General features: G+C 63.5%; 13 protein-coding genes. 10 read left to right on the forward strand and 3 right to left on the reverse strand.

The features are described 5' to 3' along the window. Positions 1–17: 17 nt before the first annotated feature. The 6 genes from ACTJKX_RS03720 to ACTJKX_RS03745 all read left to right on the forward strand — a co-directional run bounded on the left by ACTJKX_RS03720 (position 18) and on the right by ACTJKX_RS03745 (position 5,592). Positions 18–1,166, forward strand: coding sequence for a CaiB/BaiF CoA transferase family protein (locus ACTJKX_RS03720; protein WP_440724410.1), 1,149 nt, complete (start codon positions 18–20; stop codon positions 1,164–1,166). Further along, positions 1,163–2,296 (forward strand): acyl-CoA dehydrogenase family protein, encoded by a 1,134-nt coding sequence (locus ACTJKX_RS03725; RefSeq protein WP_440724411.1) that lies wholly within the window; start codon positions 1,163–1,165, stop codon positions 2,294–2,296. Before ACTJKX_RS03720 ends, ACTJKX_RS03725 begins: the two co-directional genes overlap by 4 nt. Before the next feature lie 237 nt (positions 2,297–2,533). Continuing rightward, on the forward strand, positions 2,534–3,355 hold the full coding sequence (locus ACTJKX_RS03730; RefSeq protein ID WP_440724412.1) for a transporter substrate-binding domain-containing protein: 822 nt from the start codon (positions 2,534–2,536) through the stop codon (positions 3,353–3,355). Between the two features lie 155 nt (positions 3,356–3,510). Further along, positions 3,511–4,158: an amino acid ABC transporter permease gene (locus tag ACTJKX_RS03735; protein WP_367625649.1), complete on the forward strand. Its 648-nt coding sequence runs from the start codon at positions 3,511–3,513 to the stop codon at positions 4,156–4,158. After that, complete coding sequence (locus ACTJKX_RS03740) at positions 4,158–4,814, forward strand: amino acid ABC transporter permease (RefSeq protein ID WP_440724413.1); 657 nt, start codon at positions 4,158–4,160, stop codon at positions 4,812–4,814. The genes ACTJKX_RS03735 and ACTJKX_RS03740 overlap by 1 nt, the downstream gene beginning before the upstream one ends. 1 nt (position 4,815) lies before the next feature. Further along, on the forward strand, positions 4,816–5,592 hold the full coding sequence (locus tag ACTJKX_RS03745; RefSeq protein WP_415083716.1) for an amino acid ABC transporter ATP-binding protein: 777 nt from the start codon (positions 4,816–4,818) through the stop codon (positions 5,590–5,592). Between the two features lie 6 nt (positions 5,593–5,598). On the opposite strand, the gene ACTJKX_RS03750 is transcribed toward ACTJKX_RS03745, so the two are convergent. The 3 genes from ACTJKX_RS03750 to ACTJKX_RS03760 all read right to left on the reverse strand — a co-directional run bounded on the left by ACTJKX_RS03750 (position 5,599) and on the right by ACTJKX_RS03760 (position 8,634). Beyond that, positions 5,599–5,934 (reverse strand): hypothetical protein, encoded by a 336-nt coding sequence (locus ACTJKX_RS03750; protein ID WP_440724414.1) that lies wholly within the window; start codon positions 5,932–5,934, stop codon positions 5,599–5,601. A gap of 337 nt (positions 5,935–6,271) precedes the next feature. Next, on the reverse strand, positions 6,272–6,754 hold the full coding sequence (locus ACTJKX_RS03755; protein WP_440724415.1) for an ester cyclase: 483 nt from the start codon (positions 6,752–6,754) through the stop codon (positions 6,272–6,274). 20 nt (positions 6,755–6,774) lie between these two features. Continuing rightward, positions 6,775–8,634 carry an ABC-F family ATP-binding cassette domain-containing protein gene (locus tag ACTJKX_RS03760; RefSeq protein WP_440724416.1) on the reverse strand — a complete coding sequence of 620 codons (1,860 nt, stop codon included), beginning with the start codon at positions 8,632–8,634 and terminating at the stop codon, positions 6,775–6,777. A gap of 319 nt (positions 8,635–8,953) precedes the next feature. Between ACTJKX_RS03760 and ACTJKX_RS03765 the strand changes: the two genes are divergently transcribed. From ACTJKX_RS03765 to tauA, 4 genes are all read left to right on the forward strand, one after another. After that, a complete protein-coding gene (locus tag ACTJKX_RS03765; protein ID WP_311933151.1) occupies positions 8,954–9,376 on the forward strand; it encodes a VOC family protein in 423 nt (140 codons plus the stop codon). Between the two features lie 366 nt (positions 9,377–9,742). Beyond that, positions 9,743–10,435: an aquaporin Z gene (gene aqpZ, locus ACTJKX_RS03770; RefSeq protein WP_440724417.1), complete on the forward strand. Its 693-nt coding sequence runs from the start codon at positions 9,743–9,745 to the stop codon at positions 10,433–10,435. Between the two features lie 257 nt (positions 10,436–10,692). Further along, positions 10,693–11,115 (forward strand): nucleoside-diphosphate kinase, encoded by a 423-nt coding sequence (ndk, locus tag ACTJKX_RS03775; RefSeq protein ID WP_149254567.1) that lies wholly within the window; start codon positions 10,693–10,695, stop codon positions 11,113–11,115. A gap of 391 nt (positions 11,116–11,506) precedes the next feature. Further along, complete coding sequence (gene tauA / locus ACTJKX_RS03780; RefSeq protein WP_367625655.1) at positions 11,507–12,520, forward strand: taurine ABC transporter substrate-binding protein; 1,014 nt, start codon at positions 11,507–11,509, stop codon at positions 12,518–12,520. Positions 12,521–12,613 lie beyond the last annotated feature (93 nt).

The following is a 12,613-nucleotide window of genomic DNA, read 5'->3' on the forward strand; positions in this document are numbered from 1 at the left end:
GGCATCAAGGAACAGCCATGACTGGATTTGACCTGCCGCTCGAGGGCCTCGTCGTCCTGGACTTCTCGCGCGTGCTTGCGGGCCCCTTCGCCACCGCCCTCCTCGCCGACGCCGGCGCCGATATCATCAAGGTGGAGGGAAGCGCCGGCGACGACTATCGCCATGTCGGCCCGTTCGTCGGGGATGACAGCGCCATGTTCGAGTTTGCCAATCGCGGTAAGCGCAGCATCGTGCTCGACCTCAAGGCCGAGGCCGACCGCATCACGGCGCGGCGGTTGGCCGCCCAGGCGGACGTCGTGGTCGAGAATTTCCGGCCGGGCGTCGCGTCCCGGCTCGGTATCGCCTATGCCGATCTCGTCGGCGAGAATCCCGATCTCGTCTATCTCAGCATTTCCGGTTTCGGACAGAACGGCGTCGGGCGTGATCGGCCAGCCTATGACATCATCGTGCAGGCTGAGAGCGGGCTGATGGCGATGACGGGCATGCCGGACGGGCCGCCGACCCTGGTCGGCGAGGCGATCGGCGACATCGGCGCTGGGCTGTATGGCGCCTGGGCCGTTACCGCCGCGCTGTGGCAGCGCGAGCGCACCGGGCGCGGCTGCCATATCGATCTCGCCATGTTCGATGCGCTGCTGTCGCTGCTGCCGACCGGAGCGTGCCGCTATCTGGCGACGGGGGCCGTGCCGATGCGTGTCGGCAACCGCCACCCACTCTCGGCGCCATTCGGGGCCTATCGGACCATGGACGGCCACGCGGTGATTGCGGTCCTCAACGAGAAATTATTTGCCGATTTTGCCGCGACCATCGGGCAGCCCGAACTGGCGAGCGATCCGCGTTATCGCAGCGATTCTCTGCGCTCGGACAATGAACCATCCTTGCGCGTCTGTGTGGAGCGATGGACAGGCGCAAGGCCGACCGGCGAGGTCGTGAGGGTCCTGGCGGCAGCCGGCATACCCGTGGCGCCGATCAGCACCGTGGCGCAGGCGATCGATTCCGAGCAGGCGCGCGAACGTGGCCTTTTCCGGCAAGGGAGCACGGTTCCCCTGCCGGAACAGCCCGCCCATTTTTCGGGCTCCCGGCGTGGCCGGCCCGTGCGAGCCCCGCGGCTCGGCGAGCACACGCACGACATTCTCGCCCGCCTTGCCGCGCAGGAGGAACAGCAATGAATTTCGAACCGGATGCCGACACCCTCGCGGTGGTCGAGCAGATCCGCCGCTTCGCGGAAGATGTCCTCAAGCCGAATGCCCGTGAGATCGATGCGAACGGGACCTTCGCGGCACGGCACATACCGGCTCTGGCCGAACTGGGCGCGATGGGCATGAACCTGCCGGAGGCATGGGGCGGCCCCGGCCTGTCGCCGGTGGCGCTCTATCTCGCCGTCGAGGCCTTGGCGGCCGGTTGCGGCTCCACCGTCTCGATGATGACCGCGCATTTTCTCGCCACCGATGCAATCCTCATCGGCGGCGACGATGCGCAGCGCGGCCGCTATCTGCCGGATGCGGCGGCCGGCAGGACATTGGGCGCTTTCGGCCTGACCGAACCGGGGGCCGGTTCCAATCCGGCCGACATGACGACCCGAGCCATACGGGACGGCGCATCGTATCACCTGCGCGGCGTCAAGCATTTCATCTCCAACGCAGCGCATGCCGATTTCATCGTCGTCTTCGCCAAGACCGATGCGGCGGCGGGCGCACGCGGCATCAGCGCCTTTGTGGTCGAGCCCGCAAAAGGGGGAGTGAGGGTAGGTCCCCCCGAAAAGACGATGGGCCTGCGCGGCGGGCATGTGTTCGAGATCGAGTTCGACTGCCGCGTCGGCGAGCAGGCGATGCTCGGGCCGGAGGGAAGCGGCTTCAGGACCGCATTGAAAACGCTCGACAATGGTCGCACCGAAGTCGCCGCCATGTGTACCGGAATGGCCGGTGAGGCCCTGGCCATGGCGGTGGAATGGGCCAGGACCCGTCGGGTGGGCGGCCATCCGATCGGCGAGTTCCAGGGGCTGCAATGGATGCTCGCCGACATGGCGACCGAACTCGATGCGGCGCGCCTGATGGGGCTGAGAGCCGCCTCCCTGCGCGAGAAGGGCGAGCGCTTTTCGAAGGAAGCCTCCATGGCCAAGCTGTTTGCCTCAGAAAAGGCCGGGGCGATCATCGACCGCGCCCTGCAGATCCATGGCGGCTATGGCTATTCCCAGGAATTGCCCCTGGAACGAATGGCGCGCGATGTTCGCATCATGCGCATTTACGAGGGCTCATCGGAGATACAGCGCAACATCATAGCGCGCATGCTGCTCGCCTGAGTGTTCCGCGACTTGATGGAGGTCTCAAATCGTAGAGGCGCCCCGCAACGAAGGGGAACAAGGATGTGATTTTGCCGATACGTATCTTGTGCTCCAACGTCCTGATGGTGATACCTCCCCATGAGCGATGCGGGGCCGTCGCCGCTGAGAAACTGTTGCGGGGCGATTGCGAAATCCGCTCTCGACGATGCCAAAAAAAGCGGGTTCAATCCAAAGCCTATCCAGGTGGAGAACATAATGAAAATCGGAACCTTATTGCGCGGTGCGCTGCTCGGGCTTGCCCTTGTCGGGGGCTCGGGACTGGCGGCGTCGGCCGATCAGCTGGCCGGCGTCAAGAGCGCCGGTAAGATCGTGACGGCAACGGACATGCACTATGCGCCGTTCGACATGGTCGTCGACGGCACCTATCAGGGCATGACCAAGGACCTGTTCGACAATGTCGCCAAGGAGATCGGCGTCGAACCCGTCTATCAGGACCTGCCCTGGACCTCCCAGCTTCCCGGCCTCGAAGTGTCGAAATTCGACATCGTCATCGCGCCGGTGACGATCACGCCCGAACGGCTCGAGCGCTATACCTTCACCCTGCCGATCGCCGATGCGACCGTCGGCATCGTCAAGGCCGCTGCCAACAAGGATATCAACAAGCCCGAGGACATCGCCGGCAAGACCGTCGGCGTGCAGCAGGGCACGGCGCAGTTCAAGCAGTTGCAGGAATTCGGCACCAAGGTCGGCAATGTGACCATCAAGGAATATGGCACGACCGATGAGGCCTATGCCGATCTGGCCGCCGGCCGCCTCGATGCCGTGGCGGGCTCGGCGCCCAATCTTGCCTATCTCGTCAAGCAGCGCGGCGATGTGTTCGCCCTGCCTGAAGTGTCGACCTTCGGCAAGCCGACCTATTTTGCCTGGGTGCTCCGCAAGGGCGACGACAGCGCCAGCTTTGCCGGCGCCATCAAGGATGCCATCGTCAAGATGACCAAGGATGGCCGCGTCAAGGCGATCCAGGAAAAGTGGCTTGGCAAATATACCGAGCTGCCGCTGGAAGTGCCGGCCAAGTGACCTGAGGTGTTTTCCGGTTTGACGGAACTCGTCGGATCGGAAAGGCACGTCGCAATGAAGAGCCGGAGCAAGGTGCGATTCGCGAGGATCACACCTTGCTTTGGGAACGCACGGCATCTTGGTGACGCCGCGCTTCGGTCGCTGGTCCCGTTCGCATGTTTTCGCTGAATGCCTTCGTCAAAAGCTTCCATGCGCTGGCGCTGGGAGTACCCAGTACCCTGATCGTCTCGCTGTTGGGCATCGCGATCGGGCTTCTCGTCGGCGCATTGATCTGTGCCGGCGCCCTGTCGCTCTCGCCTGTATTGCGGCGGGTTGCTGCGGTCTGGATCAGCTTCTTTCGCGGCGTGCCGCTGATGGTACAGCTGCTCTTGATGTTCTACCTCCTGCCGGTTGCCGGCATCAACGTGCCGCCGATGGTGGCGGCCGTGTTGGCCGTCGGCTTGTGCTCCAGCGCCTATGTCGCCGAAATCTGGCGTGGGGCCATCAACGCGCTGCCGCGCGGGCAGGCCGAGGCGGCCGTCGCCATCGGCATGCTGCCGCGTTCGATCTGGACCCGGATCATCCTGCCGCAGGCGGTCCGGCTGTCGCTGCCGGCGCTGGTCAACGAGCTCATCCTGCTCGTGAAGGCCTCCTCGCTGGTCTCCCTGGTCGGCATCTGGGAGATCACGCGTGCCAGCCAGGCGGAGGCCGGTGCAAGCTATCGCCCGCTCGAAGCCTATGTCGCGGCGGGATGCCTCTATCTCGTGATCAATCTGTGCCTGGCCGCGCTCGGCCGGTACCTGGAACGAAGGACGGCGGCGTAATGGAGCTGATCGTTCACTACGGACCAGCACTGCTGCGTGGTTTCGGCATGACGGTGCTGTGCTGGCTGGTCGGCACCGTCTGTTCGGTGGTCCTGGGCCTCGTCATCGCCCTGGCCCAGCGCTATGGGCCGGCGCCGTTGCGCTGGCTGCTGGTCGGTTATGTCGAGGCCATTCGCGGCACGCCCTTCCTGGTCCAGCTTTACGTGCTCTATTATGGCGGTCCCGCCTTCGGCTTGCGGCTGGATGCCCTGCCGGCGGGCCTGATCGGGCTGTCGATCTATGGCAGCCCCTATTTCGCCGAGATCTTCCGCTCGGGCTTCAATGCAGTCCCGGTGGGGCAGATCGAGGCGGCGCGCACCATCGGCATGAGCGAGTTTGCCATCGTCAGGCGCATTCTCTTGCCGCTCGCCCTGGTTTCGTCCCTGCCGGCGCTGGTCAATTTCGCCATCATCCTGACCAAGGAAACGGTGGTGCTCTCCACCATCACGGTGCCGGAGTTGCGCTACCAGGTGGACCGGATGATCACCGAGACCTTCCGCTATTTCGAAGCCACTTTGGCGCTGGCCCTGTTTTTCTGGGGCCTGGTGGAACTGGTCTCCCGGCTCGGCCGCTGGCTGGAAGGCCGCGTGACCCACTACATGATCGAAAGACGCTGAGATGGAACAGGCTTCCTCCGTCGAGATCCGCAAGGTCGACAAGTTCTACGGGCCATTCCAGGCCTTGAAGCAGATCTCGGCCTCGATACCTCCCGGCAAGGTCACCTGCCTGATCGGGCCGTCCGGATCGGGCAAGTCGACCCTGTTGCGCTGCATCAACTTTCTGGAAGAGTATGATGCCGGCGAGATTCGCATCGATGGCCGGCTGATCGGCTACGAGACCCCGGGCGGCAAGCGCATGGGTTCGGGCAAATTGCGCGAGATGCGCCGGCGCATCGGCATGGTCTTCCAGCAGTTCAATCTCTGGCCGCATATGACGGCGCTGCAGAACGTCGCCGAAGGGCTTGTCCAGGTGCGCGGTTTCTCCAAAGCCGAGGCCCAGGCACGTGCGGCGGAGGCGCTGCGCAAGGTCGGCCTTGCCGACAAGATGGCGAGCCATCCCGGCCGGCTTTCGGGCGGGCAGCAGCAACGCGTCGCCATCGCCCGTGCCATCGCCATGGAACCCAAGCTCATGCTGTTCGACGAGCCGACCTCGGCGCTCGATCCCGAACTGGTCGGCGAGGTGCTGAATGTGATGAAGCAGCTTGCCGCCGAGGGCATGACCATGGTGGTCGTCACCCATGAAATGGGCTTTGCCGCCCATGTCGGCGATCAGGTGGCCTTCATGGAAGCGGGCGAACTGGTCGCCGTCGATACGCCGTCGGCGATCTTCCACAACCCGGCCGACAAGCGCATCCAGTCCTTCCTGCGGACCTATAACGAGCGCAACAGTTTCTAGAGAGTACTATGGTCGTTTGGCTATCAACTCAATGAAGTAATGTTGCTTGTGTCCGCCTTGTGCGAGCTCGGAGGCTTTTCGTTCCGCCTCTTCGCGAGTTCTGAACTCCGCGACAGGAAACGTCACGCCATTGTCGTCCGTACGGAATAGTGCGTAACTGTCTGGAGTGGTTTCAGTGTTGGCGTGAAGCGAGACGAATTGAGAAATCGGATCTGCGGGGACTGCGGCCCACCAGCCGTTTTCATCTTGCCCCCATGTGACCCCCAAGCCGCTGGCGACTGTCCGTAGCAGCTCGATCTCGCTCGCTCCCGAACCCGCATCGAGCAGTGAAGCCTTCGCCATCGTGCCATCAGGTGCTTTTCCCGTCACGGCAAGAACAGCTACTCGACAGCCTGCGCCTCCGGGACCGCCGAGCCTGTGAAAAGGACCATACACGCTCATTCAGGTGTCACCGCAGCCCATCATTGACCAGGGCAGAGCCCAGCGCTCCGCCCCGCCGAGCAACTGGTCGCAAGCTTCCCGATATCCGACGGCCTCTCGCGTCCAGTTTCAGCGGCATCTTGCCATATAAGGTGCAATGTTATCCAGCAGGACGCATGCAATGTCCTGCCCGGGCTTTCTCCGCTATTTCATTCACGAAATAGGGCTTTGGAATCTCACGCCGGCAAAAGCTGCTAGCCTACCCCTTCAACTGCGCCATGACGCCGGCGATGTCGCCCATGCCCCAGTGTTCGGCGATCAGCCCGGCCTCGACGCGGAAGATGTCGCAGGAGGTGAAGCGCAAGGTCTTGCCCGTGGGGGCGATGCCGAAATAGGGGCCCTTGTGCGTGCCGCTGTAGACGAAGCTGGCCGCGACCTTGTCGCCCTGGCGCACTTGCGTCTCGATCGTCACCTGCAAATCGGGCATGGCGGTGAGGCGGGCCTGGAAGAAGGCCACCGTCGCCTGCTTGGCGCTGAGGTCCTTGCGGGTCGGAGCGGCGGCGCTGGCCTGGTTGTTGATGTAGCTCTGCGCGAACAGGGCGGCAAAACCGTCAATGTCGTGGGCATTCAGCCGGGCCGCGAAGCGCTCGGCGGCGTTGGGTTCCTGCGCCTGCGCCGACAGGCTCACGCCGCCTGCAAGGGCCAGCCCGCCCAGGATCGCTAGTCTGCGCCGATCATCCATATCTGTCTCCAGCTTAGGTCTTATGAAGACGCTTCCTCCAGAGCGGCGCTGGCTTCGAGCCAGGCTTCCTCCGCCAGGAGCAGCCTCTCTTCGGCGGTTGCGCGTGCCTTGGCCATCTCGGCCGCCTTGTCGGGCGAGCGCTCGAACAGGCCGGGACGCGACAGCTTCTCGTCGAGATCCACAATGATGGCCTGCAGCTTCTCCATCGCCGCCTCGATCTGCCGGACTTTTTCGCGGTCGGCTGCGGTTTGCGCCCGCCGGGCGGCATTGGCCTGGCGCTGCGTCGGCTCGCCGTTGCGCTCGTTCTTCTCCACGACCGGCTTGGCCAGGACCAGGCGACGATAATCCTCCATGTCGCCGTCGAAGCCCTTGACCGTGCCGTCCGCCACCAGCCAGAGCCGGTCGACGCAGGCTTCGAGCAGATAGCGATCATGGCTGATCAGGATCACCGCGCCGGGATAGTCGTTGAGCGCCTGGATCAGGGCCTGGCGGCTGTCGATGTCGAGATGGTTGGTCGGCTCGTCCAGGATGAGCAGATGCGGGCCGCCAAAGGTGGCCAGGCCCATCAGCAGGCGGGCCTTCTCGCCGCCGGAAATGTTGGCGACCGGCGTATCGGCCTTGTCGGCGCCGAAACCGATCTGGGCGGTGCGGGCGCGGATCTGCGCTTCGGTGGCGCCAACCATCATCTCGGCGACATGGTCGCGGGCCGAGGCCTGCGGATTGAGTTCGTCGAGTTGGTGCTGGGCGAAATAGGCAACCTTCAGCGCCGAGGAGCGCCGCATGCGGCCGGCCATGGCCGCGAGGCGCCCGGCCAGCAGCTTGGCGAAGGTCGACTTGCCGTTGCCGTTGGACCCGAGCAGGCCGATGCGGTCCTCGCTGTCGACGGACAGGTCGAGCCGCGACAGCACGGTGCGCTCGCCATAGCCGACACTGGCGCCTTCCAGCGCGATGATCGGCGGCGACAATTCCTTGGCGGGCGGCGGAAAGTCGAAGGGCCTGACTTCCTCGTCGACGATCGCGGCCACCGGCTCCATGCGTGCCAGCATCTTCATGCGCGACTGGGCCTGGGCCGCCTTGGTGGCCTTGGCCTTGAAACGGTCGATGAAGGACTGGATGTGGCGGCGCTGGTCTTCCTGCTTCTTCCTCAGCTTCAGGCTGAGCGCCTGCTTTTCCCGGCGCTGCTTTTCGAAGCCGTCATAGCCGCCGCGATAGAGTTCGAGCCGGCCCTCGGTCAGGTGCAGGATGTAGTCGACCGAGGCGTTGAGGAGATCGCGGTCATGGCTGATCACCACCACGGTGTGCGGGTAGGAGGCGAGATAATCTTGCAGCCAGAGCGTGCCTTCGAGGTCGAGATAGTTGGTCGGTTCGTCCAGAAGCAACAGGTCCGGCTCGGTGAAGAGCAGGGCGGCCAGCGCCACGCGCATGCGCCAGCCGCCGGAGAATTCCGAGCAGGCGCGGCTCTGCGCGGCATGGTCGAAGCCTAGGCCCGCCAGAATGGTGGCGGCCCGCGCCGGCGCAGCATGGGAATTCTTGTCGGCGAGGCGGGTCTGGATCTCGGCGATGCGGTGGGGATCGCTGGCGGTCTCCGCCTCGGCCAGCAGGGCCGTGCGTTCCTCGTCGGCCGCCAGCACCACCTCGATCAGGGTTTCCGGCCCGCCCGGCGCTTCCTGGGCGACACGGCCGATGCGCATGCCGCGCGGCACCGAGACGCTGCCGAGATCGGGCGAAACCTCGCCCATGATCATGCGGAACAAGGTGGTCTTGCCGGTGCCGTTGCGTCCGAGGAAGCCGACGCGCGCATCCGGCGGCAGCGCCACGGTGGCGTTGTCGAACAGGACGCGCGATCCCAGGCGATAAGTAAGGCCGTTCACATGCAACATGGCCGGGCTTTTGGCATGAGCCGGGCGGCAGGGCAATCATGCAATGGCCCTGTCCTCGAGTCGCATGCGTATTTGGCCGAAATCTTCAAGGCAGGCATCGAGATGATGGCACAGTATGACGGTCGGAATTTGATTTGCGGCTTATCTTCTCCGTCATTACGAGCGGAGCGAAGCAATCCAGGAGCCATGAGTGCGCCGTTTTCCGACCCTGGATTGCTTCGCTCTGCTCGCAATGACGATCGAGTCGGGCGTTTGACGGTTGGCATAAGCGAATATCGCGGATTCCCCGCAAGCCATGTACGGAGGAGGAGTTTTCATCATGAAACCGTATGTAAGCGTCCTGAGCATCGGCGTGGACGATCTGGAAGCCGCCTTGCATTTCTATCGTGACGGCCTCGGCCTGCCGACCGAAGGCATCATCGGTCGCGAATTCAAGCATGGCTCGGTGGCTTTCTTCGATCTGCAGAACGGCCTGAAGCTCGCATTATTTCCGCGCGCCAACATCGCCCACGATGCCGGGATCGCGCAGTCGGCGCGCAGTCCAACCGAATTCACCCTCGGTCACAATGTCGGCAGCGAGGCCGAGGTCGATACCGTGATGCAGCGGGCGATCGCAGCAGGAGCACGCCTGGTCAAGCCAGCCCAGAAGACCTTCTGGGGCGGATATGCAGGCTATTTCCAGGATCCGGACGAGCATCTGTGGGAGGTCGTTTTCAATCCGGCCTTTCTGCCGCCGGCGTGAGGACGCGGCGCGGAAGCCACAGGGCATGGGAGAGGGGGCTTTCGCTTTTTAGTAGTCCGCAAGGAGAACTTTCCCGACCTTCCGCTTCGTGAGGTAGGGACTTGGTCTTGCTGAATCTGGCAGTCCGCCACCGCCATTTTTAACCAATTGCTGGGATTGCACTCACGAATCCAGCATTTGATTCATGGTGTTGCGCCAGAATCATGATACTTCATCTGTCTGTGGCGAGTGGGGAGGTAGAATATTAGTGCGTTCCCCAACGTCAGTTTTATATGCCGGGCGACAGAAAAAATTGGTCCATGAAGATGAGTCATTCACGGCGTGAACCAAGCAACCTCTCGTTAGACAAGCCCAAATGGATGAGACATGATTAAAAAACTCGCGGCAGAGTTCTTCGGAACGTTCTGGTTGGTTTTCGGCGGTTGCGGTGCCGCCGTGCTTTCGGCGGCTTTCCCGGAACTGGGCATCGGTTTCGCGGGCGTCGCCCTGGCCTTCGGCCTGACCGTCCTGACCATGGCTTTCGCGGTCGGCGGTATCTCCGGCGGCCACTTCAATCCAGCCGTCTCGCTGGGCTTGGCCGTCGGTGGCCGGTTCAGCTGGGCTGAGCTCATTCCCTACTGGATCGCACAGGTCGTGGGCGGCCTCGTCGGCGCGGCGGTGCTCTATGCCATCGCCACAGGCAAGACCGGCTTCGAGGTCGGTGGCTTTGCGTCTAACGGCTATGGCGACCTCTCGCCCGGCAAATACAACATGATCGCCTGCCTGATCGCCGAGATCGTACTGACGGCAGCCTTCCTCGTCATCATCCTGGGCTCGACCTCGAAGGTGGCGCCGGCCGGCTTTGCGCCGATTGCCATCGGCCTTGGCCTGACGCTAATCCATCTGATCTCGATCCCGGTCACCAACACCTCGGTCAATCCGGCCCGTTCGACGGCTGTCGCCTTCTTCGCGCAGACCGGTGCGGTGAACCAGCTCTGGCTGTTCTGGGTTGCGCCTCTGGTCGGCGCCATCGTGGGCGGCCTGATCTGGAAGGTGCTGCTGGAGCCTGAGCAGGCCTGAGGCACGCCCGGATAGGGGGCTTTCAAGCGGCGATCGGTTCATCCGGTCGCCGCTTTTTTGCGTGGGGAGATCAGGGGTTCGTGCCGCCATGGCGCCCACCGATTTGACGACGCCGGCAGGAAGGGCGACGGCGCGGCCACTGCCGGGAACCGGAGTAAACAGGCGTTCTCCGCGAATGCGCTTCGCGGCGGGGGTTGAAGCCGGACAGGGGCATGGCTATAAGCCGCTCACCTCAACCCAAAGAAACCAGGACGACCATGGCTCTCGAGCGCACCTTTTCGATCATCAAGCCCGACGCGACCAACCGCAACCTCACCGGCGCCATCAATGCCGTGTTCGAGAAGGCTGGCCTGCGTATCGTCGCCCAGAAGCGCGTCCGCATGACCCGCGAGCAGGCGGAGACCTTCTACGGCGTGCACAAGGAGCGTCCCTTCTTCGGTGAACTCGTCGAGTTCATGATCTCGGCTCCCGTCGTCGTGCAGGTGCTGGAAGGCGAGAATGCCGTTGCCAAGCATCGCGAAGTGATGGGCGCCACCAACCCGGCCAATGCCGCCGAAGGCACCGTCCGCAAGCTCTTCGCGCTCTCCGTCGGCGAGAACTCGGTGCATGGCTCGGACTCGCTCGACAATGCCAAGATCGAGATCGGCCAGTTCTTCTCGGGCAACGAGATCGTCGGCTGAGCCGATCGACAGGTTGCTGGCCTGATAGGCACCACGAGGTGCGCTCGGTTTGAGTGCGCCTTGCCCCCGGGGGCACACACCCTTCAAGGCGGGTCCATTGGATCCGTCTTTTTTGAATTTTAATTTTCTACTAATTCTATAGAAAATAATTGACACATTCATGTTGCTGACGCACCCTTCCACCACGACGAGCGGGCAGCTCTGATTTCCCCGCAAGCGGAACCTGTGGAGGGGATCGCCATGACCAGTTGTTGTCGCTGCTGAGTCCTTTGCATTCGGACGCCGCACCGGCGTTGCATCACCCATAACCTTCATCACCGCATCGACGTTGCCGGGCATCTCATGGTGCTTCTGCGCAGCGCATGACGGATCGTGTCTTCAAGGATCTCATATGACGTTCCTCAACCGCCGCCTGTTCCTGGCCGCTGGCCTGGCGCTCGGCACCGCTTTTGGCGGTACGGCCCATGCCGCCGATAACAAGGTCACCATCGGCTTCCAGACCGGCGTCGATCCGGCCAAGGCCGCGCAGGCCGCAGGTGCCTATGAAAAGGCGACCGGCTGGCAGATCGCCTGGCGCAAATTCGACTCCGGCGCCGACGTGATCGCGGCCATCGCCTCGGGCGACGTGCAGATCGGCTATGTCGGCTCGAGCCCGCTCGCCGCGGCCGCCAGCCGCCAATTGCCGATCGAGACGATTTTCGTCGCCGCCCTCCTGGGCGATTCCGAGGAACTGGTGGTGCGCGACACCATCAAGGATCCCAAGGATCTCGCCGGCAAGAAGATCGGCGTGCCTTTCGTCTCCACCTCGCATTACAGCCTGCTGGCGGCGCTCAAGCACTGGGACATCGCACCGAAATCCGTGCAGATCCTCAATCTGCGTCCTCCGGAACTGGCCGCCGCCTTCGAGCGCGGTGATATCGACGGCGGCTATGTCTGGGATCCGGCCCTGGGCAAGCTCAAGGAAAAGGGTAAGGTGCTGGTATCGTCGGCCGACGTCGCCAAATGGGGGGCGCCCACCTTCGATGCCTGGATCGCTTCGAAGGATTTCTCCAAGGCCCATCCCGACGTGGTGACCTCCTTCGTCAAGGTCACCGGCGAGGCCTACAAGACCTATCGCGACAATCCCGATGCCTGGAGCGCCGCCTCGGACCAGGCCAAGGCGATTGCCAGGCTCACCGGCTCCAAGCCCGAGGATGTGCCGGGCCTACTGAAGGCCAATGTCTGGCCGCTCCTGGCCGAGCAATCCTCGCCCGATCTGCTGGGCGGCGCTACGGTCAAGGCGATCGCCGACACGGCGGGCTTCCTGGCCGAGCAGAAAAAGATCCCGGCGGTGCTGCCGGACTATTCCGCCTATGTGAACAAGGCTTTCGCCGCACAGGCCCTGACGAAACTCTCTTCCCAATAGATTTTCGCAGGCTCGCCCGCCCCGGGATCTCCTCCCTCCCGGGGCGGGCCTTATTCAATGAATTGAAAACGGTGCCCCGCATCGTCATTGCGA

The sequence above is a fragment of the Labrys sp. 22185 genome, from assembly GCF_052045555.1.
Taxonomy (GTDB): Bacteria; Pseudomonadota; Alphaproteobacteria; order Rhizobiales; family Labraceae; genus Labrys; species Labrys neptuniae.